The following is a 26,989-nucleotide window of genomic DNA, read 5'->3' as shown; positions in this document are numbered from 1 at the left end:
CGTACGATATACTCCATCCACGCGCCAGTTGCCCCAAGCACTTCGCCAATAACAACGCTAGAGCTCTATCTGCACAACGCGATTATTACTGCGCTTATGCAAATCGACACAGCGACCTTCCTCTCCACTCAGCTAGGCCCATAGCCATGAAAACCTGCGATAAAGCATCCTTTACTACTTGAGCATTAGCGAATGCCTCAAGCCCTAAGGTCGTCACTTCGGGGTATTCAATTAACCGTGAATCGATCGTATTGCCAGTAGTGCCCATAACCAGCTTCCAGCGCTGGCAACGATCCCGCCCACGCTCAATATAGAATTGCACTTAAGGAAAGCCCAACTTCGCGAAAGCTTCAACCAGAATGCCTAGCTATAACCATGATCCAACCAAACTGCCTGACTCCCATCTCGCATATCGGCACAAGCAATACCTAACGTACCAGTCTGGCTTTCTGGCTCACTCCTGAGCGAAGCACCGGTTGGCGCACATGCTTCATAAAGATAACACAGAGACCAAAGGCGTAGCCCGCCTCGACACGAATCGACCCAAGAAACCACACACGAATCAATTCACGGCACGCATGTACCGGCACTATCACATTCACTATCCAACGCTCACCCACCTCAGCGAAGACCGCGTCCGTGCGACTGCGCGGAATCCTCCATGTGGTATCATTAACTCAACATAGATACGCATTGGTTCAGTTGCAGTTTACACAGATCATAGATTCTACATACTCAGTAATTAATGACAATTCGTGCAAAATAAAAGAAGCGCTAAGCTCGGATTGCAGGCGGCCGCACTTTCTTACGTACCTTATCGAAGTTGAACATGTTGAAGACATCTATAACCCTGAGCACGATCAGCACGATGCCACCTTCATGATAAAGCATTCCACCGCTTCCACGATCCTATGCGGGTGCTTTCCATACCTTAAGAACATCAGCACAAAACCAAGGTTCACAAGAGATAGAAGCCGACGCTCAGTAAATGATTGACCACGCCAGCCACATCTTGATCACGGTGAAGTGTTTCACGCAGTAAGAGATGCCCTACGCGACATAGAGCGTGAGCACCCCAGACAGTCATCGCGATGATTGCGAGACCATAGAACGCGTAGGTATATAGCATTAGATTATTCATTTTTTATCTTCTTATCATATAAAAGTTTTTGAGTAGAAAGGCATCACCTCATTCTTCTCCGACCGGGCGACTTTACCGAGTATTTGCTTTGAAGTGGAAACGAAGTCGGCTAGACTAGAGAATTGTCCTTAAAAACAATTTCTGCGCTGCATCGTTTTAATTCAAGGACTGTGACAAGGAGTCCCTCAGTAGCTTCAAAACCGGATCAATCCCACGACGCTTACGCTCACGGGCAACAGTGCAGAAGATCACCCATAGGTCCTTCTCAGCATCGAAGAATTCTTTGCGATCACTTGGGTAAGTCACACGCTTCACCAAGCCCCAGCCGAGAAGATCTCAAAGGTTCGCATTGGTATTTCCACCGCCCAGTTTGAGTTCTTCCATCACCTCGCTGGCATGTATCGACTCGACCGCGACCGCCAGAAGCGCGCCATTGTCCAGTTAATTCCCCAGTTGCTATCTAGCGAGCACCATTGAGCGATAAAAGCTAAGCGAGTTTCTTTAAAGTCTGCGTCGTCCATGGTCATGCTTTCGCATAATTTCTGATAGTTTTGAAAGTTTAAAATAACTTCATTAGAAGTCGCACATGTCGCGGCCCGTAATTGAACCTAAATAAAGAGGATGGCGCGCCGGACGAACGCCGCTACCAAGTTATGCCCGATCTTTAATCCATAATCTAACACGCGGTTCTTTCCAAAGGAAAGTCTGAGTTGATTCAGGTCAGTCCATCGCAACAACACCAAACGCCCGCTCACGGTAAGGAGGTAGGCCTGAAACTAATACGCGATTGCTTAATCCACTTGCAGAATCAAGCCCTTGAGCAAATTACTCTCGGGAAAATTCAGTAATGTCGGGAAGTCAAACGGCTGTCCCGTGCGTGCGAAAATACGCCCTTCACGGCCGACTTCTGCGGCAGCGACCGATACCATACATTCAAAAGCTTCGAGTCCGATCGACTCAGATCGGCAATAAGTCGCCAACACGCCACCGTCAGGCAAGCAACGAAATGCGCTGACGTGTAACTGCTTCAACGCTTCAATATCTGCCGCCATCTCGCTCGGCGGATCGAGGATGATACAGTCAAAGTCGCCGACAGTGCGCTCCGCCAAAAAGGCAGCTGCATCGCAGTCAATCGTCTCAATAAAGCATTCGTTGCGCTGCGCATTTGCGCCAATCGCCTTCACGCAGATTTCCGAAAGATCAGTCGCCACCACATGCTCCGCGCCTGCCCGCAAGGCTTGCAGAGCAAAGGCACCTGAGTGCGAAAAGGCATCGAGCACCACACGCCCCTCGCACAAGCTCCCCACCAGCGAATGTTGCTCGCGTTGATCCAAATAAAAGCGCGGCTTCTGCGACTGCATCAAATCCAAGCGATAGTTCACCTCATCGATTTCGACCCAACGCCCCTTTAAATTATTGCCACTCATGGTGCGCACACTGCGCTCCAGTCCATAAGTTGCACGGCGCTCGCAATCATTGAGGAACACTATTTCCAGCGGCGAGAAATGCTCTTTCAGCAACTCCGCGATCATATCAAGATGTGCGTCTACTGCGACCGTTTCTGCCGTAATGGTTAGCACGTCAGCATATTTCTCAACAATCAGACCTGGTAAATAATCGGCATCGGAACAGATTAGTCGCAAACAACTCTCATCTCCGCGACGCCCGAGCGCCTCCTGTAATGCATCGGCCACATAAGTCTCATCAAATGCCACACCTTCAGCCCAACTAAAACGACGCCAAGCTACAGCCGCATGACGGCGGTCAAAAACGCCACTACCGAGCACATGGCCATCCGTAGCGACCAGAGTCGCCGCCGCGCCATCTGGCAGCGTCGTATCCGTTAGATCCAATGCATCCAGGTGAACCCACGGGTGCCCCGAAGCCTCGCCCGCAGTCATTGCCTTTAAGCGCAGCACGTTTACCTTTGAAATATCCATAAATTAAAAACTTAGCGTGCTTGGCGATAGAGCCAACCCGCGGCACCAAACATCACGACATTCGGAAGCCATGCAGCCATAAGAGCGGGAATCAATTGCCGGTCACCCAAAATAGTCGCAACGCTCATGAGTATATAAAAGACCAAGAAATACCCCATGCATTTTGAAATTCCGATCATCGGATTGGTCCGCACGCCAGAGACAGCAAACGGCACGGCGAGTCCGACCACGACCAAGCAACTAAAAGGCGCCGCTAGCAGAGAATAATAGCGCACTAGATAGGCATCCACAGCGGGATTCTCCTCTGGTGGCACCGTCTCAATAATGCGGCGCAGCTCAAATAAAGACAACGACTTGGGCTTCTTATGAAGCGCCAGCATGAGGGTCGGATCTTCATCAAACGCCTCAAAGGTCTTTTCTTTAAATTGAAGGGTGCGCAAGGGATCCCCGGTCTCAGGGTCGAGCATCAACTCGCGCCCATTCAAAAACACCCAATGCCTCTGTGTATCATCGTAATATGCTTCACTTGCAGAAATCCGATTTAGCTCCTGACCGTCAGCCCCCCGCGTGTGCACATTCACGCCAAGCCCTAACCATGCGCGCTCGCTGAATCGGTCCATAAACCACAAGCGACCGTCCTTCCGATTATCGAAACCCAAATTGTAGACGAGCCCTAACTCCTTAGCCTGCGTATTGTCATCAGCTAGCGCAGCATACTCAAGGTTTTCAAAAAACGTGCGCGCACGCTCCACCGACTGCGGCACCAGTGAAGCCGTCAAATAAAACAACAAGCCGGAGAGCACCAAGCCCGCACCCCAGAGCGAGCGAGTGATACGAAATAAGCCGGCGCCAGAGGCACGCATTGCGGTGATCTCATTATTGCGATGCAGTGTGCCCAGCGAAAACAATAGCGACACCAAAAACGCAATAGGTAGAATCGCAGGCAGATAAGCGGGCAATGCCAACACGTAGTAGAAAGCGACTTCGCCCACACTGGCACCGATCTCCAACAGATCAGGCAAGCTGTCATACATATTTTGAAGGATCAAGATACCGACGATCACACCAAGCGTGAGAGCGAAGCCAACAGCCCACTCCTTCAGAATATATCGATCAATCAAAGACATTGCGTATGTTCTACGACAGAACCTCACATAAAGTCACTCCGTTTGAGAAGTTTTTTTACTGGCATGAATAATGGGTCTACTACTTGATCATCGTATACCACATGGTTAAAAAAATTAAAGAATCTTGGAGTTCCCGTTTGGGAGTCATTCTCGCTGTAGCCGGCAGCGCCGTCGGCTTAGGTAATTTCCTCCGCTTCCCCGGACAAGCAGCTGAATACGGCGGGGGCGCCTTCATGCTCGCCTACTTCATCTCCTTTATCATCATAGGCTTACCCATTTGTTGGGCAGAATGGACAATGGGACGGATGGGCGGTCAAGGTGGCTTCAACTCCACTCCAGGCATCTTTAATTACATCACGCGCAATCCTGCCTTTAAATACATTGGCATCATCGGCGTGCTGATTCCCGTCATCATCTACATGTATTATGTTTACATAGAGGCTTGGTGCCTTGGGTATGCGGTCAATTTCCTCGTCAGCGACATGTCATTTTCCGCGGTCAGTGAATCGAGCGATTTCTGGGGCGGCTTTATAGGAGTCCAAGAAAACGGCAGCGCCCTGGGATTTGGGCTTAAGCAAGTCGGCTTCTACCTGATCCTAGTCTTTATTCTCAATTTCATCCTGATCTACCGTGGACTCTCAAAGGGCATCGAGCTGTTTTGCAAGTTTGCCATGCCAACCCTCGCAATCATCGCAGTCATCATCTTAGTGCGCGTGCTGACGCTTGGCACACCCAACCCTGAGCTACCACACCGCAATGTTAGCAACGGCCTAGGTTTCATGTGGAATCCGGTTAAAAACGTGGTAGAAATCAAAGATGAGTCGGGCAATTGGGTCAAAGACCATGAAATCGTCGACCAAGAAAAGCTCAACGCTGCCCTTGCCACAGCCCAAAAGACAGGCACCACACGTGTGACGCGTATTACCGTCACTCAACAGCTCATGAATCCACAGCTCTGGCTCGCCGCAGCTGGGCAGATTTTCTTCTCACTCTCCGTGGGCTTCGGCGTCATTATCACCTATTCGAGCTACCTAACAAAAAAGGACGATGTCATCCTCAGTGGTTTGGCAGCCGCCAGCGCAAACGAATTTTTCGAAGTGGGACTCGGCGGCCTCATTACGCTGCCTGCGGCAGTGACCTTCCTTGGCGTTGCTGGTGTGGCAGGCATGGGCACCTTCGGCCTCGGATTTAATGTGCTACCTATGGTATTTGCAAATATGCCATTAGGTGGGCTATTTGGCGCGCTATTCTTCTTCCTACTATTCCTCGCTGCTGTCACCAGCTCGCTCTCAATGCTGCAACCAGGCATCTCATTTCTCGAGGAAGCCCTAAAGATCAACCGCAAGCAGTCCGTCGTGTTGCTCGGGATGATCACGGTGGTGGGGTGCGGCTTCGTCGTGTATTTCAGCGAGGGCGTGAAAGCACTCGATACGATGGACTTCTGGATCGGAACTTTCCTAATCTTCGCTCTATCGACCGTGCAGATTATCATTTTCGGCTGGATACTAGGCATCGAAAAAGGCTTTGAGCTTGCCCATCAAGGCTCTGCCATACGAATTCCGAGCGCATTTAAATTCATCATGAAATACGTCAGCCCGCTCTTTCTCATTGTGATTTTCGCGATGTGGATCGCCACGAATGTGTTCGGGCTCAACTTCCAAACTGGCGAAACAGAATACAGCGCCTACGTTCGAGACCTATTCATCGAGCCAAATACCGTCGCTTGGCTGACAATCTGCCTCATCGGCTCCGTCGCGGCTTTGTTTGGGTTTATCGCATTTCTCAACCCAGACTACAAAAAACTCACGAAAAAGGACTAAATCATGACAAGCAGCGGATGGATAATCATGGCACTCTCAATCGGCTCAGTCAGCTCTCTGCTGGCGTGGTGCGTCTATAAAGTCCTCACAGTTCCCGAAGAATCCGAGCACGTCCACGGATTTGAGCAAGACCCGCCCGACATACAATAAACAAGCTCGTAGCAGTTGGCCCAGCAGCTCACCTAGACTTTAAATTCAGAGCTAAATGCTTCACACGCATCGGTAAATGCGATACGAATCGGCTTCTCGCAAGGCGATAGCTCTGTCAGCGTCCCCGCATCAAGCGCTTGTTCAATGCTACGGTAAAACCCTGACAAGTAAGAGAGGCCGAGATTACCAGCACTCCCAGCGATAAAGTGAACGATCTTCCGCAATTCGTCAGCGTCATTCGCAGCACAAACATCGCTCAACTCCAATAGTTTGCCGACACTTTCTCCCTTAAAGAGATCAAACAACTCACGCACTAAGGCGCACGAGTCATCCTCACTATCATCAACCATCAGCAACATGTCGATTTGCTCGCGATCCATCGCGGGGATCGACTGATCAAAATCCACTCCGGGGATATCAAATTCTTGGGACATAGCAAAAAGTGCGCCTCACGACTTAACCGAAGCAAAAAGGAGTGCTTCGATTCGAGAGGCTACAGTATCGAGCGAATGCTGAGCTTGCAATCTTTCCATGCATTTCTTTGCCATCGCAGCTCCACCATCCTGCAGAGCCATCATACGCTGCATCGCATCCGCCAGCGCCTCCGCATCACCTGCCTCATAGAGCAGAGCGGTCTCGCCATCTTCGGCAATTTCTTTTATACCACCATCGCGCGATAAAATCGTCGGCAAGCCAGACATCATCGCCTCCAGTGGCGTTATCGGAAATGGATCATTGCAATGACTAGTAAACAACAAGGCATCATACGCCGCATACTTCGCGGCCAACTCGCCTGGACGAATTCCAATCATCCGCACCGAAGCACTGAGCCCTGAGGAGTTAATCAAACTACGCATCGCCTTTCGGTCAGACGGCTCACCCTTACCATAAAAATCCAACGAGACATTAACACCGCGATCCTTCAACACGCCGACCGCTCGCAGTGCAACAGCCGGAGCCTTCTCGGCATTCAAGCGCCCCGCCCACACGAACTTCCGTGCAGGCTCGTAGCTAAACTTAAATGTCAAATGATTCGCATCCAATGCTGGATAAAGCACTGGCAGCGCGGCCGCTTGCTCCAAGCCAGCGGCCTTTAATTGCTCACGTAAACTCTCACTTGCTAAGTAACCATTCGACAAATCTAGTTCATTCACCTGCCCAACTGGAAGGTTCCGCAAGTGTCGCCGCGCCGCGCCAATCATTTTTAAATAGAATTGGTAGCACTTCGTGCCTAGGGCTCGACTCCCCTGCCACCATTGGATCCACGGGTCACGATCAAACACTTCAGCTTTACACCAATCATTGTGCAAATCATAGACGAGCGGCGTGCCCTGCTCCTGTAGAGTAAATAAGAGCGACTTCGACACCCCACTCACATTCCATACATAAACCACGTCCGGCTGAAAGCGTTCAATCCGCTTATACAACACCCGAGCCTGCGCGAGTTCATACTCATACTTCTCCCTGAAAGGCGCATCCGCAGCATTCTCAAGATCCTTCGCATCATGCAACTGCAACTGCCGGTAGACACCCTTCTCACCTAACACCCCCATCGGCGGCAAACGATAATCCGAAGTCAGCACCTGAAGCTTATGCCCACTTTTTGACAACGCTTCAACGACCTGACGGCAACGATCATCGTGTCCACTGGCACCTAGCGGTGGATATAAAGCTGTTAAAATTAGAACCTTCACGAACTGAGAATACGGGGGGGACTAAGGGGCGACCCTATTAGCAAAAAAGGAAACTGTGACGATCTAGTATCAGTGCAACTAGCTATGAAGCGGAAGACTGAGACACTTTGAAAAGCAGCAATCCAGCCAAATCGTTCAATAATCCCACTTTTTCGTCACATTTACAAACAAGTTAGTAATCACGCCGAAACCACGTTCACAGGCTGCCCCGCCAAGAACTGGCGCAAGTTCTCAACCGATGTCGCCAACAGACGTCGGCGCGCAGGCTCACTCGCCCATGCCACATGCGGCGTAATCAAACAATTCGGTGCGCCCAACAAGGGACAATCAGCCGGCATCGGCTCCTGACGGAGCACGTCGAGCGCAGCGCCCGCAAGCGTCCCACTGCGTAGAGCTGCCGCGAGCGACGCTTCGCAAACCAGTCCACCGCGCGCGGTATTCACGATCATTGCTTCAGGCTTCATGGTCGCCAGCAGCTCCGCATTTACAAAACCGGTATTCTCAGGCGTCTCGGGACAATGTAGACTCACCAAATCCGCACGCTCAAAAATCGTCTCGTTGCTCGCCCATTCAAAGCCCTCATAGTCAGGCGCGTTACGCTCGGTGCGTGCCGAAGCGATCACCTTAGCACCCATGGCATGTAGCGCTGCAGCCACTCGGCGCCCGATCGTGCCGAATCCGACAATTCCAACCGTCATCGCAGCCAGCTCACGCGGAGCTTGCTGCCAATATGAGAAAAGCTCACTACGCACCCAATCCCCAGCATGCACCGAGATGCTTTGCTGTCCGACGTGGTTACACAGCTCAAGAATCAGAGCCACCGCATGTTGCGCGGTCGTAGCTGTGCCGTAGGTCGGCACGTTGCAGACCGTCTGCCCCAGCTGCGTCGCGGCCTCCACATCGACAACATTGTAGCCAGTCGCTAATACGCCGATAAATTTCAACTGTGCCGCAGCCTTGAGCGCCTCAGCACGGAGCACTACCTTATTTGTAAACACGACGTCAGCCTCGCAGATGCGCGCCTGAATCGTCGCCGCATCTGCTGGTGTCGATGCATAAAGCTGCACATCGCCTAATTCGCGAAGCGCCAACCAAGCAGTATCTTCAAAATCCAAAGTTCCAGCATCAAGCACAACAATCTTCATAGCGATAGAATCAATTCACATTCGTTTTAGATGCAATATTCTTTCACCGAAGAGTCGATCCCGCGGGTGAGCGGAATAAACAAGATATCCCGACTGTTCGCGCACCTAAAAGCCCCCTACTGCAGGCAGGCACTCACTATCAATATCTCAAAATCTCTAATACCGATCCAAGCCTTCGAACTCGGCATACAACACCTTCCATTCAGCATCCAAGCTGGTCGCGCACACCGGCTGCACCGCGCGGTTATACCAATACTCGGCATTCCCCTCATCACCTTCGACTCGATGCAAATATGCATGCACCCACGCCGCCTCAGCGGTGACCATGTCTTGCACTAGTTCGTGCGCCTTCGCCCAGTCTCCGCCCTGCTCGGCCTCCAAGGCTCTTAAATAAATATTCTTCTCCTGCATCTCACTTTGAGATGTCGAGCTAGCACTCGATAGCAAACCCGAAAAGTGAATCCATACAATAGCCTTGCACTATTTAACTGCAACACTCTGCGGATCCCAGCCTCCGCCAAGCACTCGATACAATGCAGCGAGCGCCCGCAAACGATCTCGACGCGACTGGGTGACTGAAAGCTGCGCATCGAAGAGTTGGCGTTGGGCATCTAGCACATCGATATAGCCGAGCACACCACCGCGATACTGCAGTAATGCCAGACGATTATACTTCTGCGCGGCAACGAGCAACTTACGATCCGCGGCCTCCTGTAGTTGAGCCTGTTGATAACCACTGAGCACATTACTGACCTCTTGCAGCGCATTCAGCACGATTTTTTTATAGCTGATCAGGCTCTGCTCATACGCCTCTTTCTCGGCAGCGAGGTTCGCCTTATTCGCTCCTGCATTAAAGATCGGCGCAGTCATGTTTGCATCAAAATCGAAAAAGTCGGTGCCACTATCCAACAGGTCTCCAAGCTTATCGCTTTCATAGCCGAACTCCCCTGTCAGTTTGAAGCGGGGATAAAAACGCCCCTCCGCAATACCAACTTTCGCATTGGCTGCAACCATCGCCATTTCAGCACCGCGCACATCAGGACGCCGCAGCAGTAAATCACTCGGCATACCGACTGGTAATTCGTCGGGCACCTCGATATCCATCAACAACTCACCGCGCACAATCTCCCCAGGCGCGCGCCCGAGCAACACGCTCAGTATCGTTTCGATCTCAAGCTGCGCCTGCTTCAACTCAGGAAGTTTGCGCTCTGCCTGAGCCAACGACACTTCCGCCTGACTCACTTCAACACCAGAAATAACGCCACTTTCCTTACGAAGCTCTAAAATGCGCAGCGCTTCTCGGCGCGTATCAATCGTCGACTGCGTGACGCTCAATTGATGATCGATACTTAACAAGTTAAAATACTGCACCGCAATCGTGCCAATCAACGACACCTGCACCGCATTGACATCGAGCTCGGCTTGAATCGCCTGTGCCTGAGCCGCTTCAATCTCTCGTCGCTGTATCCCCCACACATCCAGCTCCCAACTCAATAGCCCCGCGGCCGTATAAGTCTCATCGGTTTCATGCGAGCCCGTTGCTTGCTCCGCATTCGAATTCAAATCCCCATCCAACCAAGGAAAGAGGGCTGCACGTGACACTCCGATTAATTCATACGCCTGACGCAAGCGCGATTGCGCCGCGGCCATATCCAAATTCTCATCCAAAGCCTCTCGAATCAGTCCAACCAAAAACGGATCTTTATACACCGATCGCCACTCTTTCAGCGCCAAACTATCCTCACTCAGCGAGGCATCATCCGAAGCACCGTCCTCAACATAGTAATGCTCAGGCACCTGTAGCGAACTCTCGGTAGGCTTCTCATAATCTGGGCCAATCATGCACCCTCCTAGCCACAAGGAAATCAACGGGATGCAATACTTAAACCTCATTGGAAACCTCCTCCTCTTCTACGGCTGAATCTGCACCAACCGGTTTTAAACGTCCACCTCGCATCCATTCACTCAATCGGATCACAGACACAAAGAACAGCGGCACCAACAAGATACCAATCGTGCTGGCAAAAATCATTCCTCCAAACGAAGGAGTCGACAAACTCTTACGTGCCATCGAACCCGGCCCTTGCGACAGGACCAACGGTAAGACTCCCACAATAAACGCAAAGGCCGTCATTAAAATCGGACGAAAGCGCAAGCGCGCGCCTTCAATGGCGGCATCCACAGGATCACGCCCCTTTTGGTAAAGGTCATAACTAAACTCAACGATTAGAATCGAGTTTTTCGCCGCCAAACCGATCAACGAGATCAAGGCTATCTGAAAGAACAAATTATTATCTAATCCTCGTAACCACACGGCTACCAGCGCTCCGCAAAACGCAATCGGCGCAATCAGCAGCACTGCCATCGGCACCGTCCAACTCTCATACAAGGCAGATAGAAAGAGAAAGACAAAAGTCAGCGCCAGCGCGACGGCAATCACAGTCTGCCCCGAGGACTTCACCTCCTGCAGCGTCACCCCAGTCCACTCGTAGCCAAAGCCTGGCGTTTGCACTTCCTCCATACCGGCTTCGATGGCATCCAACACATTTCCGGTCGAATACCCCTTCGCTGGCACCGCAGAAATACTAGCGGATTGATACATATTATAACGGTCAACCGATGCCGGCCCCGTCGAATAGGCCAAGTCTGAGACCACATTGATCGGCACCATTGCACCCGACGCAGAGCGCACATGGTATAAATCAAGCGACTCCACTCGATCACGATACTCACTTTCAGCCTGCATATAGACTCGATAGACACGGCCGAACAGATTTAGGTCATTCACCGACGAAGAACCGGTATAGTCATTCATCGTGCTATAAATATCCTTCAGCGGCACACCCAGAGCTTTTGCCCGCGAACGATCCACCGAGAGTTCAAGCAAAGGCACCTCGGATTTGATTGAACTTGAGATTTCCTCCACGGCTGGATTCTTTTCAACCACATCAATTAGCGCCTCAGCCATCGCCGCAAGCCCCTCGGCATTTGTGCCAGAACGATCCTGCAACTCCATTTCAACACCACTACCTGTGCCCAACCCCGCGATCGCCGGCGGTGTAAACGTGCGCACGCTAACTTCTACAAAGCTTTCTAGCTGCGGAGATAGTTCCGCGATCACTTGCTCCACGGTGTAACCTGCTTCCGCACGTTGCTCCCAATCTTTCAGCACCACCTCTAAGGTGCCCGAGCCTTCATTGCCACCAGATCGCTTACTCTCACCCGCAAGGCTGAAGACATAATCCACTGCTGGATGCGTTTTAACTAAGCGTGCGGCACGGTCAACAATCGCCTTCGAGCGCGCCACCGTAGAACCATCTGCCAGTTCTAAATCCACAAAGAAACGACCTTGATCCTCGTCTGGCATAAAGCTGGCAGGCACCTCTCGAAAGAGAACGGCCGACAACGCAATCAGCAGCGCAAAAAAGCAGTAAGACAACTTCGAGCGTTTAACGATCGACCTCACCGCATTGGTATAGTGCGCGCCCCAATAATCTAAAAATCGATTCACCAAGCCAAACACGGGGTTCGGCTTAGACTCGGTATCTTTGGGTCTCAGAAGCAAAGCACATAAAGCGGGGCTCAAAGTCAGTGCCACGATTGTCGAAATAATTACGGACACCGTGATCGAGAGCGCAAATTCACGATACATGATGCCTGTAATCCCAGGTAAAAACGACACGGGCACAAATACGGCAGCCAATACCAAGGACGTCGCAATCAATGCACCAGTCAACTCCTCCATCGCGCGTGCAGTCGCCTTTGCCGCACTCAAGCCGGCTTCTGCCATCAGTCGCTCGACATTTTCCACCAGCACAATCGCATCATCCACCACGATCCCAATCGCCAGCACCAAGGCCAATAGATTCACCGTATTGAGACTAAACCCTAATACCGCAAGTGCAGTGAATGTGCCAATGATCGAAACAGGAACGGCCGTGATTGGAATCAAAGTCGAACGCCAGTCCTGAAGGAAAATATAGACGACAAAAACCACCAGAACCAGCGCGATGACCAAAGAAACCGCGACCTCCTTCACTGCCTCCTTAATAAAAGTCGACGCATCAAACCAAACATCCCAGTCAATTCCATCCGGGAAGCCTTTAGACAGATCCGCCATCGTCAGCTTTACCTGCTCCGCGACTTCAAGCGCATTGGCACCGGGCAACATATAGATCTGCAAAATCGCCGCATTTTTCCCATTTAATTTCGTCTCTAGCTTATAGGCCTTCGCTCCGAGTTCGACTCTCGCCAAGTCACGCAAACGGATCATGGAACCATCCTGATTCGCGCGAATGATAATCTCACCAAACTCTTCAGCGGTGGACAAACGCCCCAGGGTGCGAATCGGAAACGTCAAATCCGAATTACCTGGTTGAGCTCCCAAGGTGCCTGCAGCCGCTTCGGTATTTTGCTCACGAATCGCATCCTTCACATCCAAAGTCGTAAGCCCATACCCAGCCATTCGATCTGGCTGTAACCACACGCGCATCGCATAGCTACGCGCACCGGTATTTCGCGTCCGTCCCACACCAGGAATGCGGCGTATCGAATCGGAAATATTGATACTCAAGAAGTTACTCAGGTAGACATCGTCATATTTTGGATCGTCCGAAGTGAGCGCGATTTTGATCAGCTCAATCGCGGCCTCTTTCTCGATGCTCACGCCATCTTGCATCACATCAGCCGGCAGACTACTATCCGCATCTTTCGCATAATTCTGCACATTCACGGTCGCCAGATCCGAGTCCGTGCCGACCTCAAAAGTAATCTTCACCGTCGAGCTACCACTTTTATTGCTGCTCGAACTCATGTAGAGCATGTCAGGCACCCCGTTCAATGCCTGCTCTAAAGGAATCGCGACAGAATCAGCCGCCGTATCTGCAGATGCACCGGAAAAAGAAGCAGAGACCTTTACGCCGGGCGGCGTAATGTAAGGATATTGATCAATCGGCAGAATAAACATCGAAATCACGCCCACGAGCATGATCACGATCGAAATCACCGATGCGAAAATCGGACGTCCAATAAAGATTCTGGATATCATCGCTTACTCGCTCTCGTTTGATTCCAATTCATCCATTGCGGCCTCTTCTGCTCTCAATCGAGCCTGAAATGCCTCAACCGTCAGAGGCACGATCAAATCACCATGATCCACTTTGTGCATCCCCTCGACAATGATAAGCTCCCCCGCCTCTAAGCCTGAATCAACCACCACACTGCCATCAAATCGTGTTCCAACCACGAGGAAGCGGCGCTCGACCGTGTTATCAGACATGGCAACCATCGCAAAGCTCCCGCCCTGTTCGATCTGAATCGCCTTCTCATCGACCAACAACGCATTCGGAATCGTATCCAATCGCAAACGCACGCGCGTATATTGCCCGGGCAATAAGACTCGATCCGGATTAGGCACCACGGCACGCACAGTGAACGTGCCAGTATCCGAATTCACTTGAGGATCAGTAAAACTGATATCCCCGAGGTAATTATAATCTGTCTTATCCGGTAGCGTGATATTTACAAAGCCCTCAACGGACTTACCTGAGGTCTCGGCTTTCCGGCGTTCAAGGTATGTCTGCTTACTACGCCGTGCATTCAAATAGTCTAAATCCGACATATGGAATTCAACAAACATGGGATCAATTCGCTTAATCGTGCAGAGCAGCGACTCTCCCTCGGAACCAACCAAAGCACCAATATCGACGTTCGAAGCACCGATCAAACCGGAAATGGGCGCGCGCACTTCAGTGTATTCCAACTTCAATTCAGCATCGACCAAGTTCGCCTGACTCTCTGCCACATCGGCTTCCGCCTGCTCTTGTGCCGCAATGGCATTATCAAAATCTAACTGGCTCGCTGCATCCTGTTCATAGAGCGGGCGCAATCGCGCAACATCGCGTTGAGCCTTCGCCAGAGCCGCCTCGGAACGCTGCAACTGCGCACGCACTCGCTCAAGATTTGCCTGATAAGGACGATCATCGATTCGATAGAGCACATCACCTTCCTGCACCAAAGAGCCTTCATTAAATGACATTTCCCCGAGAAAGCCGCTAACACGCGCTCGCACCTCAACATCCAAAGACGGCAGCATGGTCGCAATGTATCTGCCATAGATCGGAACAGAGCGCTGCTCCACTGGCGCGACGACCACCTCCAACGGCTCGACTACTTTTGGCTCTTCTTGGCGACAGCCCGCGATAAGACAAACCATGAGCATAGAGAATGTGTAACGTAGGTAATTTCGCACTATAAATGAGAGGGTAAAAGGCCCATACAAGACCCAAAGAATGGATCCAAAAATCGAGCAACATCTCAATTACATAAATAAGAGCATGCAAGCGATATACTCACGCGCATCAAATATTGTGACTTTGTCAAATCGAAGAATCTGGCGTAGGGGTGCTGCTTGCCGTTTCGACAGGCTCAAGGCCCAGAGCTTGTCGAAGGGCGGCACCCGCGAAGGCAGCTAAAGTTTTACAACTTCCTATGCGTGTGGCCTTTGCGCGGTCTTCGCCAATTCGACAGAGCTCATGGTCGGGGACAAGCAAAGCCCCTACAGCAAGATAGCGAAATAGTATGAATGCACTTTTCACAAATCATGATGCGCGTGAATATAACTCGGTAGTTAATCGGACAACTCACCCGTCAAAAACCAAAAACCCCTCGAATGAGCGTCCAAATATCAGTCGAAGGCTCAGGGGGCGGCGGAGAGCCATAGTCACTGTCAGGATCTTCACTGTCACTGTCATTCTCACTTCCCTGACTAGCGCTGGCGCTCGGCTCAAAACTCAACTCAAGGCGATAGTCCGTAATTGTCGGGCGCTGCTGCACAGCGGCATCGACGGTTTTCCTCAATTGCTCCAAATAATCCTGACCAGTCGATTCGAGCAGGATCGGCCCGAAGTAATAGCTCAGGCTCTCATGCTCATAGATCACATACCAACCGCTATCTAAATCCGCAGGCCCGGACTTCATCTGCCCAGGGAAGCGCTGGTCAAAATTTGCCCTAGAAAGAAAGCCCGCATAAGGAATCGCAGATTCTTCGATTACGCGAATGCCTGAACTGCTTTGAGCGTGCACAGCAACGGGGCTAACCAATACCACAAGTAGCAATAACAAGAAGCTGCACAAATTAGATCGGCCACGGGAATCTGTAGGGGTGCTGCTTGCCGTTTCGACAAGCTCAAGGCCCAGTCTTGGTCGAGGGGCGGAACCCGCGAATTGGCGAGAGGTTTCGAAGATGCGCAGGCCCAGACAGCGTTCGCGGTCTTCGCAAGCAAAGCCCCTACGTGGCGAACCAAGTAAAAATAGCAACAGCCCCCCGACCCCATGTAATTGTCTATTCATCTCTCTTTCGTAATTCCTAATTCGTAATTCCTAATTCCTAATTATCAAAGGCCTGACGGTAAATTAGAACCATAGTCGCCACTAGCATTACCCACTGCCGGCGCGCTACCCCCCGTGCCACCACTACCGCTTTTCGGCGAAGTCTTTTCCGCAGGCGGTATCTTACTACTGGACGAACTTGGAGGAGGAAAACTTGTCTGCTTGGATTGGTTCACCTCAATAGGGCTACTCGCTCCGCCTGCGGCTCCGAAACCAAAGTCTTCAAAACTACGCTCCGAAGGAGCAGCTCCACCGCCCGAACCACCACTAGCGCCCGCGGGGATCTCTTCTATTGGAACACCTCCTCCACCGCCGCCCGCGACGGTGCCACCCGATTTCGAACTATCGACCTCAACCGATTCGCCCACTCCAGCCTGACCGATGCTTTCGAAATCACGACCACCTGTCGGAGCTGGCGCAGTTTCACCAGTCGATGCAGAATCCGGTGAAGCTTCCGCTGCTTTGGAACTCTCAGCAGCAACCTGCTCACCCGCAGTCACGCCATCCACTTCGCTGAGGTCGCGTGCCGCGGATGCTGCTTCCTCCGGCCCACCGCCTTCACTCTGCGCTGCCTCACCACCGGCAGCTTGAGGCTCCACGCTCGGTGCAGACTCTGACGGCGGCGGAGACGACGCTACACGGCCATCAAACAAATCCGGATCCGGCGCAGCACTGAGACTCAGTGACGCAACGAACCATGTTCCGATGGAAAACCACACGGTAGTGGCGAATGGAGAGCGATGGCTCATAGTTTATCAGTGCAAATCACTTCAAGTTCGACGGGCTTTCGAGCATCGACCTTAAATTCAACTTCAACGGTCCGGTAGCCTTTGCGGGTGCCCTTATATTTATAGATATCAGGATACAGCGTTAGATCCTTCTCCTTGAAGCGCTCAGGCGCAAAGACACCGATCATACTGACATACGTTTTCTTATCAGAGACGACATGCACCGCGACTTCCTTACTTTGCACTGCCAACTCGGTGCGAATGCGCGACTCTTCTTGAATCTGACTTGGCGGCACGGAACTCGGGCGGCTCGCCATGGCATCATTAAAGAACTTCGCGGCCAACGGAAAGCGCCCCTCTTTCATATACTTCGCAGCCGATTCCATGTTCTGGCTGTAGCGAATATTAGCAAGATAGAGGCTCGATGCCTTCTCTAGCCCCGTGCGGGCTTCTTTAGATTCAGGAGCCAGCGCAACGGCTTCTCGATACGACTTGCGTGCCGCGTCATAGCGTCCCGCCTTCAACGCATTGTAGCTGGTTTCCAGCAAAACTTCCAAGCGCGCGGCTTTTGCTTTTTTCTTCAAAGCCTCAAGACGAGCGCTCAACTCTGGACTGGGGCGCATTGCAATTGCAGCCTCCAGTTCAGTGACCGCAGCAATCAAATCACCACTAGCTTCCGCAGCAGTCGCACGTTCCAGCGCGGCGTTAAACTCAAGCTCCAGTATCTGAGCTTCAATCACTTTTCGCTCATTCAGCAGAAAGGGATTGTTTGGATTCTGCGTGAGCAATGCGTCGAGCTGCCCCAATGCGGTGTTGAATTCCCCCTGTGCGACGAGCGCTTTGATCGTCTCCACTTCCGCAGCAATCCCCTCTAATGCATTCACCATCGCAAGGCCATCGCTGGCTGCGATGTTCGCCGAATCGATTTGCTGCACCTTCTCAAAGGCAGAGCGCGCAGAGGCCAAGTCTAACTCCGCCAACGCGGCATTCCCGGCTTCCAGCATACCACCGACTTGTTGAATCGCACGCCCTTCAAGATCGCCAAGAATCGCGCTGGTCATTTCGAACCCGGAAATACTCTCTTGATATTGACCAGCGTTCAGATCGCGTAGCCCTTTGTTGTATGTCTCCACCGCTTCACGGTAGGTATTTTCAAAAGCAGCCTTCAAATACTCGAGGCTTTTAAGCTCCGTATAGGTCGAGTCGTTCAACGCACGCGCCGTCTCGGCTAAAGTCAGCGCGCCCAATTGAGCTTCCGCCGCTTCAACCACGCTACGATAATATTGCTCAGCCTTTTCGAGTTTACCATCCTCTAGCGCATCACGCGCCTTTTCGGCATCCTTATTTAAGTCTGCCATAAAATCGAGCGACACATCTCCCTTACGCAGAGCCACCGCCAAGTCATCGCTCAATAACTTTTCGGCCCGCTCGGCTAATTGACGCAGATCGTAATCCACGGGTGCCGCGACGCTCGAGCCAGTAGAAATCGACGCCTCAGAACGATTTTCAGGTGAATCGCCATCGTCTTTCGACATCATGAGAACGATCACGGGGATGATCATCAGGGCGATTAATACGATGGCGACAAGGATGACTGGCTTCTTGTTATGGGTCATAGGTAGTGGTGTAAATCAGAACTAACATCCACAACAACAGGCCAAGTGCAAAATTGCGACGCGAAAAAAGTGCATTTCCCTCAAATCAATCGCTTCTTCGTGCTTGCATGAGCATCCAAAAAATCCACCCTTTCGACCAATTTATGCCAAAACGCACCGACATTCAGACAATTCTTATCATTGGCTCCGGCCCGATCGTAATCGGCCAAGCCTGTGAATTCGACTATTCCGGCACTCAAGCATGTAAAGCGCTACGTGAAGAAGGCTATAAGATCGTCCTTGTGAACAGCAATCCTGCCACGATCATGACGGACCCAGAGTTCGCCGATGTCACTTACATCGAGCCACTTACAGTCGACGCACTGGAAAAGATCATCGACAAAGAGCGCCCTGACGCACTACTGCCGACACTTGGCGGTCAGACAGGTCTGAATCTTTCGATGGACCTAAACGATGCAGGCATCCTGAAAAAATATGGCGTCGAGATGATCGGCGCAAAGCCAGAAGCCATTATTAAAGGCGAGGCCCGCGACATCTTCAAGCAGGCCATGCTCAAAATCGGCCTCGACGTGGCTCGCTCCGAGACAGTGCACTCTCTCGCTGAAGCAATCGAAGCGATCGACCGCACAATCGGCGACTTCCCTATCATTATTCGCCCCAGCTTCACGCTTGGCGGTTCTGGCGGAGGCATCGCTTACAACCGCGAAGAATATGAGAAGATGGTGCAAAACGGCCTCGAGTTGTCCCCCACCACTGAAGTGCTCGTCGAAGAGTGCCTACTCGGCTGGAAGGAATACGAGATGGAGATCATGCGCGATCACAAGGATCAGTGCGTCGTTATCTGCTCGATTGAAAACTTTGACCCAATGGGCGTCCACACAGGTGACTCCATCACCGTGGCACCTGCCATGACGCTGACTGATAAAGAATATCAGCTTATGCGTGACGCATCCTTCGCATGTATCCGCGAAGTGGGTGTTGAGACTGGTGGTTCGAACATTCAGTTCTCCGTCAATCCGAAGAACGGCCGTATGGTCGTGATCGAGATGAACCCACGTGTCTCTCGCTCGTCTGCACTCGCGTCCAAGGCAACTGGCTTCCCGATCGCTAAGATCGCAGCCAAGCTCGCAGTCGGCTACAGCCTCGACGAGTTGCAAAACGACATCACCCGCGAGACACCGGCCAGCTTTGAGCCGACGATCGACTACGTGGTCACCAAGATCCCTCGTTTCACATTCGAGAAATTCATCGGCGCAGACACCACACTCACTTCTGCGATGAAGTCGGTCGGTGAAGCCATGGCGATCGGCCGCACCTTTAAGGAGTCCTTCCAAAAGGCACTGCGCTCGCTCGAAATCGGCGCGAAGGGCTTTGTGGGTCCAGCTAAGTTTGAAAACAAGATCACCGATATGCAGGCTGTTCGCCAAGGCATCTCGATCCCGACGTGCGAACGTGTCTTCTGGCTCCGCCACGCATTCCTCAACGGCATGACCGATGAGGAAATCTTCGACCTCTGCGCACTCGATCCTTGGTTCATCAACCAACTACGTGAGCTCGTCGAAATCGAAGAAGATCTCCGCAAGAGCAGCCTCGGCAAGCTCGACGAAGGTCTAATGAAGACAGCCAAGGAAGCTGGCTTCAGCGACGCGCTGATCGCAGACTTGGTAAACTCCAACCGCCAGTCCGTGCGTAAGCGCCGCGAAAAACTCGGCGTGCTCACAAACTTCCGTCTCGTCGACACCTGTGCGGCCGAGTTCGAAGCCTTCACACCTTACTACTACTCTTCCTACGGCTCCGAAAACGAGATAGTAAACAGTGACAAGAAGAAGATCATGATTCTCGGCGGTGGCCCGAATCGTATCGGCCAAGGCATCGAGTTCGACTACTGCTGTGTGCACGCCTCTTTCGCACTGCGTGAAGCTGGCTACGAGACCATCATGGTGAACTCGAATCCAGAAACGGTTTCGACTGACTACGACACGTCCGACAAGCTCTTCTTCGAACCGCTCACATTGGAAGACGTGCTCGAAATCTACACACAGACCGACTGCGACGGCGTGATCGTTCAGTTTGGTGGACAAACACCACTCAATCTTGCAACGGAGCTCGAAGCACACGGCGTCAACATCATCGGCACTTCGCCTTCGATGATCGACGCAGCCGAAGACCGCGACCAATTCCGCGACATCCTCAGCCGCATCGACCTGAAGCAACCAGAGAACCGCATCGCGAATTCACTGGAAGAAGCCTACGAACTTGCGGGTGAAATTGGCTTCCCGATTCTTCTTCGCCCCTCCTTTGTGCTCGGCGGACGTGGTATGTTCATCGTCTATGACATGGACGAGATGAAGAAGATCGTCCGCGAAGTATTCGACGTTGCACCTGGCACACCAGTGCTCTTGGACAAGTTCCTCGAAGACGCTTACGAGCTCGATGTCGACTGCATTTCCGACGGCGAGACCACAGTCATCGGCGGCATGTTGCAACACGTCGAATTCGCAGGGGTGCACTCTGGCGACGCCGCCATGGTCATGCCTCCACACACGCTTTCCGAAGCAATGCTGGAGAAAGTGCGCGTCGCCAGCTACGCGCTCGCGAAGGAGCTCCAAGTGATCGGCCTCATGAACGTGCAATACGCGATCAAGGACGACGAGCTGTATATCATTGAAGTCAACCCACGCGCATCGCGCACCGTGCCATTCGTCTCCAAGGCGATCGGCGTGCCACTCGCAAAGCTCGCTTCCCGTATCATGGCAGGCGAAAAGCTGGTCGACCTCGGTTTCACCAAGGAAATCATTCCCCCCTACTGGGCAGTCAAGGAATCCGTCTTCCCGTTCAACCGCTTCCCAGGTGCTCCGATCATGCTGAGCCCAGAAATGCGCTCGACCGGTGAAGTCATGGGCCTCGATAAGGATCTCGGCGTCGCATTCGCGAAGTCTCAAATGGCCGCGAAACCAGCGCTTCCGGATTCAGGCGACGTCTTCATCAGCGTGAAAGACGCCGACAAGGAGCGCGCAGTTGAAATCGCGAAGGGTCTCAGTGCACTCGGCTTCGGCATCCTCGCCACAGCTGGCACCGGCAAACTCTTCAAAGATAATGGCATCGAAGTGAAAAACGTCTGCCGCCTCAGTGAAGGTCGCCCGAACGTGATTGACTTGATCAAGAACAACAAGGTCTCGTTGATCATTAACACGCCACAAGGCACCGTGCCCCGTCAAAACGAGAATCAGATTCGCACCGAAGCCGTGAAGCACAACATCTGCATCATGACGACGATCTCCGCCGCCTCTGCAGCCGTTGACGGCATCAAGTCGATCCGTGAAAAAGGCTACGACGTGCGCTCGATTCAGTCTTACAGCAACGAAGCGAACCCTCGCTAAAGCGAGACTTGCACGAATACAGTTTCAACCCGACGGGCTGCCCAACGCAAGTTGAGCAGCCCGCTTTATTTTGACAGAGAGCCCAAGCAATCTAATTGCCTACAAAACGAAACGACACTCATTTGAATGCGATCGCTTATTCAAGCCAGTCGGATTCTACACAAACGCCCCACACCTGCAGCGATACTATCAAGCAGTCACCTGGCTCCAAACGATTCATCTCACAGTCGGATCAACTCGAAGCCGATGCGCCTCGAGTCGCCGGTATTGTTAAGAGTCAAGAACTGGACGCCATCTTCCATGTCGGCATCGGACATCCCAGAATACTCTACGTCCTCTATCCTCACAAAGGTCGTATTCATTCCTGTATAGGAGCAGTCATGCCCTACTATGAGTTCATAGAACCATCAGTTCGTTTAACCGACGACGAGTGGCTAGAACGACTCAAGAAGAACCCGCCTTCCGTTCCAGAGTCGGCGCTGCCAATCTACGTGTCAGATGTAGAGACAAATACTCAATAGCGACAGTCATCCACACAGCATACGGGTTCCTCTGAGCCACCGAATAAAACCCAATGCCATCGGCAACGTCTCGTTTACTCCTCAATCACGATCCGAAACCCGACGTTGAACACTTTCTGATGTGCTTCATAGGGCAAACGGAAGCTCGCCGTCGCACGGTGCGGGCGATCGCGCCATGAGCCCCCACGCACGACTTTACGTGCCTCAGTGGACAAGTCGTTACGCCCATCATCCGCAACATAGGGGTAAGGTGCATAATCAGAACGGGTCCACTCGGCCACATTACCGTGCATATCATAGAGCCCCCACGGGCTTGCCTGATAGTGCCCGGTTCCCTGAGGTGTCAGCGCTTTGTCATTGAACGATGCATCACGCGGCACGAAATCGTTCGTTGGCCGACGCGACGATTCAGGTATCGGCTTAGGGTTCACACCTTTGACTGCGAGCAAACCAATAGACTGGTCGGCCAAGTTTGCATGCTGCTCGTATCCAGTCGCGCCGAACCAAAATGCCTGATCACGACCGGCACGTGCCGCCCACTCCCATTGAGCTTCTGAGGGCAAGGTAATGTTCAGCCCCGTCTGCTGCGAAGCCCATCGACAATAGGCATTTGCCTCGCTCCAGCTGACACGAATGACAGGCATTGTAGGCTCATTCGCGGGATAACCCGGATCAACGTGATCCTTCCACTGCTGATCGATGTAAGCGCTGTCGTGTTCGGAATCGAAGTATTGATACTCTGCGTTTGTGACCTCTTTGACCGAAAGCCAGAAAGCCTTCTCAATCTCAACCACTGCCTGGGGTGCCTCATCAGCTGCCCCAGAGATCGACCCCATCACAAAACGGCCGGCCGGGATCTTGGCAAAGGTGATCAACTGCCCACCAATATTGACCGACCGCGTCTCTCCGGCCAGACTACGCACGGCGTCTTCGCTCAACGGCCAGCCTTCCAAATGAACGGCTTGTGGCTGCGTGGGTTTCGCTGGTTCAACAAATTCCAGCCGCTGCTCTAATTCAGGCGGAGCCCATTCAACATCATCATCAATGCCGGCATAGGTCTTCTTATACTCAACCAGTCGCTTCGCCTGCTGAATGGTCCGTTTAGCATCTCTTGTTTTCTCCGTCCAAGTGGCATGATAGGGCACATTGAGATCGATCCATGTCACAATCCGCGACCACGCAAGGCGATCCATCTGCACACCATGATGCCCCTTCTCCAGCATCTGAATCAGCTCGCTGGTCGACGCATGGTATTCCATCGGATTGAGTAGATGCATATCACTCTCAGGCCCTGGTCGACGCACATAAGGATGCAGGGCATGATAGGATTTACCAAATCCACCGTTGCCCCGTGAAGTGTCCTTGAAGTTCGGAAGCTCGGCATGCGTGCCGTCGTGACATCCAACACAATACCGATCAAGCACTGGCTGCACCTCGCGCGCAAAGCCAAAGCCGTAGGGCTTGTCGATACCGGCCCATGGCGTCAGCTCCTTGGGTGCCTGCTGGGCTGCAAGCGCGACGTGCGAGAGAGGTGCAGTATTGCTAGATTCATGACACCCCACACAAGAAAGACGCTCTCCAGGCATCGTCGTAACCCAACTGCGCATAAGCTGAAGCGCACGCCCCTTTTCGTCCAAAGGTTGAATCGAGATCGGCAAACTATGCGGAATGTTCACCGCCACCGATCCGTCCGCCTCGACGGGCACCGTGCCTAACACGCGCTTCGTATCCCAAGCACCTTCAATCGCGAGTTGAGAATGTCCTCCATGCTGGCGATAGGAGTAGCCATAGGTAAACAGCCGCAAATAGTTAACAGTCCCACGTGGAATCCCCTTCAAGCCCGGCCCTTCGTAAATATCTTGAATAAACAGCGTCGAGTCATCGGCATCGAAATTGCGCCGGTCGGGAAGCACTGGTGGCGTTGGGCGCACCTTGAGCGGAATAGGCTCGAACAGGTGCTCCTTCTTCGCGTCTGCCAACTTGATAATGTTGTCAAAACGATCAACCAGATAGAGGGCCCAACGCTCGTTCTCACTCATTCTGCCCGATACCAAGTAATAGTCTTCACTGAGCGGATATGGATGCAGAAAACGCGGCCAGCGATTGCGCATATAATTATCAATCACCACAGGCTCGACCTTCTGGCCGAATCCAGGAATACGCTGAATCACACCATCCGCTTCGAAATCACCTTTTGCCGCATCGAACAAGATCAGCTCCCCTGCGCGGCCCACTCCATGGTGCCCCGAGCAAATTGCTACGAACTTCGACGGGCTACCTGGGATCTGCTTGGCATAAAATAAGGTATTCGGCCAATACGAGTTCGAACCATACAACGAGCGCAGGCTAGTGCCGTCGGGCTTCATATGCATCAAAATACGCGTAAAATAGTGTGCATTGTCAGTATATTCCCAACGCGAAAACATCACCCGACCATCCTCCATCACCCATGGATACCAATCATTCTCCTGATCAAATGTTAACTGTCGCATTCCAGAACCATCCGCATGAATCTCGAACAGATTGCCAACATAGGAACTGCCACCGACACAAGGAACTCCCTGTAAAGATGCGGTCGAGCAAAACAGCAGTTTTCCAGAGGGCAAGTAAGCCGCATTGTAGTTATCGATCTCCGGAGCGACTGATGTCACTTGCCGCTGGTTAGACCCATCGATGCTCATCTCAAAAATCTGAAAGGTATTACTCTCCAAATCGACCCCCGTATACAGAAAGCGCTCTGCATCAAAATGCAGGCATAAATCCATCAGGCCCTCGCGAGCGTCCGCACCCCGATGGATTGTCTGAACCTTCTTGGTTTCTAGGTCCAGCACTTGAATCGCATCGTTAAAGTTCGTGTGATACTCTTTGCCTGAGCTACGAAGATAATTGGCATTCCCCTGCCAATTATCTGGCATTTTCCGGTTTCGACTCGCACGAAAGAGCACTTGAGTAAAATCCACATCTGGATTCTCCAGCACTAATACACGATAGCGAAAGGCCTCAATCTCAGCAATCGGAGCATCCTTTTGCTGCAACCCCTCGAGCTCACTCAAAAACGTCGAAGCAGGAAAATCGACATACCGTGCCCCCAAGGCCTCAATCGCGCGGCGCATGGGAAGCATCCGCGCATCCGTCGCCGCAGATTCCCCACGTCCAGCAAACAACTGCGAGCCGAAAACCAATACAAATAATACACACAATGGTAGTAGTAACGTTTTCATAAGCGAAGGGACTGCATTTTATAGAACTGGGGTAGAACTCAAGTATAGCGCTCGCTCTAACGACTGCGCCAAAGCCCAAAAACCTAGGGCATACACGAGGGTTCAGTCAATTGTTCAATCATTCTGCAAGAAAGGCGCAAAAAGGCGTTTCACACCATGACTTAAGAATTGCAGAGTGACTTCAGCCACTCATGATACGACGTTTTTCAAAAATGAAATCACCCACCATCATCGCACTCTTGCACGGCCCCGACCAACCGGGGCTCGTTTCGCGTGTGTCCAGTTGGATCTTCCTACGCGGCAGTAATATTCACCACGCCGATCAACACAAAGACCAAGAAGCCAATATCTTCTTCCAGCGTGTGGAATGGACGCCTTCTGGGCAGATCGACGAAGAGGCAGCCGCCTTTGAAAAATTTGCCCACGATGAGCTCGGCATGACAATGAAGGTCGCCAAGTCGACGGATCTACCGAAAGTCGCCCTCTTTGTCTCCAAGATCGATCATTGCTTTCACGATACCATTTTGCGCTTCCGCTCCGGCGAGATGGCAGGCGAACTCGCCTGCATTATTTCAAACCACGAAACGCTCAAAGGCGACGCCGAGACTTACGGCATCCCCTTCTACCATGTGCCAGTCACGAAAGCGACCAAAGCAGAGGCTGAAGCCAAGCAACTTGAAATCGTGCACTCTTATGGCGCCGAACTCGTCGTCATGGCGCGCTACATGCAGGTGCTGTCCGACGACTTTTTAACTAAAGCAGGCTGCCCGGTGATCAACATTCACCACTCCTTTCTACCCGCCTTTGCAGGCGGCAAACCCTACCATCAGGCTCACACACGTGGCGTCAAATTGATTGGAGCGACCGCACACTATGCGACCGCAGACCTTGACGAAGGCCCAATCATCCACCAAGACGTTACCCGCATCAATCACCGCAACGCGGTGCCTGATCTAGTTCGCAAAGGCAAAGACCTCGAAAAAGCCGTCTTTGCCCAAGCGATTCGCCTCCATTTAGACAACCGCATTCTAGTTTACCTCAACAAAACAGTCGTTTTCGACTAAACGACTCAAATCGGCTAAACCGTTTCGAGTCCCTCAATTCCCCAGTTTTCACT

18 protein-coding genes and 1 pseudogene are annotated in these 26,989 nt (G+C 52.2%); 5 read left to right on the top strand and 14 right to left on the bottom strand.

Annotation, left to right across the window (positions count from 1 at the left end):
* Positions 1 to 958 precede the first annotated feature (958 nt).
* From GZZ87_RS08730 to GZZ87_RS08720, 3 genes are all read right to left on the bottom strand, one after another.
* Complete coding sequence (locus GZZ87_RS08730; RefSeq protein WP_162028220.1) at positions 959 to 1,141, bottom strand: hypothetical protein; 183 nt, start codon at positions 1,139 to 1,141, stop codon at positions 959 to 961.
* A gap of 791 nt (positions 1,142 to 1,932) precedes the next feature.
* Positions 1,933 to 3,081: an RsmD family RNA methyltransferase gene (locus GZZ87_RS08725; protein ID WP_162028219.1), complete on the bottom strand. Its 1,149-nt coding sequence runs from the start codon at positions 3,079 to 3,081 to the stop codon at positions 1,933 to 1,935.
* Positions 3,082 to 3,092: 11 nt separating this feature from the next.
* A complete protein-coding gene (locus GZZ87_RS08720) occupies positions 3,093 to 4,208 on the bottom strand; it encodes an LptF/LptG family permease (RefSeq protein WP_162028218.1) in 1,116 nt (371 codons plus the stop codon).
* Positions 4,209 to 4,309: 101 nt separating this feature from the next.
* Between GZZ87_RS08720 and GZZ87_RS08715 the strand changes: the two genes are divergently transcribed.
* Positions 4,310 to 6,028 carry a sodium-dependent transporter gene (locus GZZ87_RS08715; protein ID WP_162028217.1) on the top strand — a complete coding sequence of 573 codons (1,719 nt, stop codon included), beginning with the start codon at positions 4,310 to 4,312 and terminating at the stop codon, positions 6,026 to 6,028.
* Between the two features lie 27 nt (positions 6,029 to 6,055).
* Positions 6,056 to 6,178 (top strand): hypothetical protein, encoded by a 123-nt coding sequence (locus tag GZZ87_RS19895; RefSeq protein ID WP_280178267.1) that lies wholly within the window; start codon positions 6,056 to 6,058, stop codon positions 6,176 to 6,178.
* 32 nt (positions 6,179 to 6,210) lie between these two features.
* On the opposite strand, the gene GZZ87_RS08710 is transcribed toward GZZ87_RS19895, so the two are convergent.
* The 10 genes from GZZ87_RS08710 to GZZ87_RS08665 form a co-directional block, all read right to left on the bottom strand.
* Positions 6,211 to 6,612, bottom strand: coding sequence for an Hpt domain-containing protein (locus GZZ87_RS08710; RefSeq protein WP_162028216.1), 402 nt, complete (start codon positions 6,610 to 6,612; stop codon positions 6,211 to 6,213).
* A gap of 15 nt (positions 6,613 to 6,627) precedes the next feature.
* Positions 6,628 to 7,872 (bottom strand): glycosyltransferase family 4 protein, encoded by a 1,245-nt coding sequence (locus GZZ87_RS08705; RefSeq protein WP_162028215.1) that lies wholly within the window; start codon positions 7,870 to 7,872, stop codon positions 6,628 to 6,630.
* A 179-nt stretch (positions 7,873 to 8,051) separates the two neighbouring features.
* Complete coding sequence (locus tag GZZ87_RS08700; RefSeq protein ID WP_162028214.1) at positions 8,052 to 9,017, bottom strand: D-2-hydroxyacid dehydrogenase; 966 nt, start codon at positions 9,015 to 9,017, stop codon at positions 8,052 to 8,054.
* A gap of 156 nt (positions 9,018 to 9,173) precedes the next feature.
* Positions 9,174 to 9,428, bottom strand: coding sequence for a hypothetical protein (locus tag GZZ87_RS08695; RefSeq protein ID WP_162028213.1), 255 nt, complete (start codon positions 9,426 to 9,428; stop codon positions 9,174 to 9,176).
* Between the two features lie 69 nt (positions 9,429 to 9,497).
* Positions 9,498 to 10,910 (bottom strand): efflux transporter outer membrane subunit, encoded by a 1,413-nt coding sequence (locus tag GZZ87_RS08690; RefSeq protein ID WP_162086475.1) that lies wholly within the window; start codon positions 10,908 to 10,910, stop codon positions 9,498 to 9,500.
* On the bottom strand, positions 10,900 to 14,064 hold the full coding sequence (locus tag GZZ87_RS08685) for an efflux RND transporter permease subunit (protein ID WP_162028211.1): 3,165 nt from the start codon (positions 14,062 to 14,064) through the stop codon (positions 10,900 to 10,902). Before GZZ87_RS08685 ends, GZZ87_RS08690 begins: the two co-directional genes overlap by 11 nt.
* 3 nt (positions 14,065 to 14,067) lie before the next feature.
* Positions 14,068 to 15,231, bottom strand: coding sequence for an efflux RND transporter periplasmic adaptor subunit (locus GZZ87_RS08680; protein ID WP_244648132.1), 1,164 nt, complete (start codon positions 15,229 to 15,231; stop codon positions 14,068 to 14,070).
* Positions 15,232 to 15,665: 434 nt separating this feature from the next.
* Complete coding sequence (locus tag GZZ87_RS08675) at positions 15,666 to 16,367, bottom strand: hypothetical protein (protein WP_162027495.1); 702 nt, start codon at positions 16,365 to 16,367, stop codon at positions 15,666 to 15,668.
* Between the two features lie 44 nt (positions 16,368 to 16,411).
* Positions 16,412 to 17,155 (bottom strand): hypothetical protein, encoded by a 744-nt coding sequence (locus tag GZZ87_RS08670; RefSeq protein ID WP_162027496.1) that lies wholly within the window; start codon positions 17,153 to 17,155, stop codon positions 16,412 to 16,414.
* Positions 17,152 to 18,750 (bottom strand): hypothetical protein, encoded by a 1,599-nt coding sequence (locus tag GZZ87_RS08665; RefSeq protein ID WP_162027497.1) that lies wholly within the window; start codon positions 18,748 to 18,750, stop codon positions 17,152 to 17,154. The genes GZZ87_RS08670 and GZZ87_RS08665 overlap by 4 nt, the downstream gene beginning before the upstream one ends.
* A gap of 143 nt (positions 18,751 to 18,893) precedes the next feature.
* Here GZZ87_RS08665 and carB point away from each other — a divergent pair, with 143 nt between their 5' ends.
* Positions 18,894 to 22,130, top strand: a complete 3,237-nt coding sequence (gene carB / locus GZZ87_RS08660; protein WP_162027709.1) for a carbamoyl-phosphate synthase large subunit — start codon at positions 18,894 to 18,896, stop codon at positions 22,128 to 22,130.
* Between the two features lie 295 nt (positions 22,131 to 22,425).
* A pseudogene (locus GZZ87_RS19960) lies at positions 22,426 to 22,651 on the top strand (DUF3160 domain-containing protein); the annotation flags it as partial.
* Between the two features lie 74 nt (positions 22,652 to 22,725).
* Here the strand turns inward: GZZ87_RS19960 and GZZ87_RS08645 are convergent.
* A complete protein-coding gene (locus tag GZZ87_RS08645; protein ID WP_162027500.1) occupies positions 22,726 to 25,872 on the bottom strand; it encodes an SUMF1/EgtB/PvdO family nonheme iron enzyme in 3,147 nt (1,048 codons plus the stop codon).
* 212 nt (positions 25,873 to 26,084) lie between these two features.
* Here GZZ87_RS08645 and purU point away from each other — a divergent pair, with 212 nt between their 5' ends.
* On the top strand, positions 26,085 to 26,936 hold the full coding sequence (gene purU / locus GZZ87_RS08640) for a formyltetrahydrofolate deformylase (protein ID WP_162027501.1): 852 nt from the start codon (positions 26,085 to 26,087) through the stop codon (positions 26,934 to 26,936).
* Positions 26,937 to 26,989: the final 53 nt, after the last annotated feature.

It is taken from the genome of Lentimonas sp. CC4 (genome assembly GCF_902728235.1).
Taxonomy (GTDB): domain Bacteria; phylum Verrucomicrobiota; class Verrucomicrobiia; order Opitutales; family Coraliomargaritaceae; genus Lentimonas.
This window is presented reverse-complemented; position numbering and strand designations above follow the sequence as displayed.

Bases quoted from the DNA above. Each gene is read 5' to 3' on its own strand.
- GZZ87_RS08685 (WP_162028211.1), bottom strand. From the start codon at position 14,064: ATGATATCCAGAATCTTTATTGGACGTCCGATTTTCGCATCGGTGATT.
- GZZ87_RS08680 (WP_244648132.1), bottom strand. From the start codon at position 15,231: ATGGTTTGTCTTATCGCGGGCTGTCGCCAAGAAGAGCCAAAAGTAGTC.
- GZZ87_RS08700 (WP_162028214.1), bottom strand. From the start codon at position 9,017: ATGAAGATTGTTGTGCTTGATGCTGGAACTTTGGATTTTGAAGATACT.
- GZZ87_RS08665 (WP_162027497.1), bottom strand. From the start codon at position 18,750: ATGACCCATAACAAGAAGCCAGTCATCCTTGTCGCCATCGTATTAATC.
- GZZ87_RS08730 (WP_162028220.1), bottom strand. From the start codon at position 1,141: ATGAATAATCTAATGCTATATACCTACGCGTTCTATGGTCTCGCAATC.
- carB (WP_162027709.1), top strand. From the start codon at position 18,894: ATGCCAAAACGCACCGACATTCAGACAATTCTTATCATTGGCTCCGGC.
- purU (WP_162027501.1), top strand. From the start codon at position 26,085: ATGAAATCACCCACCATCATCGCACTCTTGCACGGCCCCGACCAACCG.
- GZZ87_RS08725 (WP_162028219.1), bottom strand. From the start codon at position 3,081: ATGGATATTTCAAAGGTAAACGTGCTGCGCTTAAAGGCAATGACTGCG.
- GZZ87_RS08710 (WP_162028216.1), bottom strand. From the start codon at position 6,612: ATGTCCCAAGAATTTGATATCCCCGGAGTGGATTTTGATCAGTCGATC.
- GZZ87_RS08695 (WP_162028213.1), bottom strand. From the start codon at position 9,428: ATGCAGGAGAAGAATATTTATTTAAGAGCCTTGGAGGCCGAGCAGGGC.
- GZZ87_RS08715 (WP_162028217.1), top strand. From the start codon at position 4,310: ATGGTTAAAAAAATTAAAGAATCTTGGAGTTCCCGTTTGGGAGTCATT.
- GZZ87_RS08720 (WP_162028218.1), bottom strand. From the start codon at position 4,208: ATGTCTTTGATTGATCGATATATTCTGAAGGAGTGGGCTGTTGGCTTC.
- GZZ87_RS08690 (WP_162086475.1), bottom strand. From the start codon at position 10,910: ATGAGGTTTAAGTATTGCATCCCGTTGATTTCCTTGTGGCTAGGAGGG.
- GZZ87_RS08645 (WP_162027500.1), bottom strand. From the start codon at position 25,872: ATGAAAACGTTACTACTACCATTGTGTGTATTATTTGTATTGGTTTTC.
- GZZ87_RS19895 (WP_280178267.1), top strand. From the start codon at position 6,056: ATGGCACTCTCAATCGGCTCAGTCAGCTCTCTGCTGGCGTGGTGCGTC.
- GZZ87_RS08670 (WP_162027496.1), bottom strand. From the start codon at position 17,155: ATGAGCCATCGCTCTCCATTCGCCACTACCGTGTGGTTTTCCATCGGA.
- GZZ87_RS08675 (WP_162027495.1), bottom strand. From the start codon at position 16,367: ATGAATAGACAATTACATGGGGTCGGGGGGCTGTTGCTATTTTTACTT.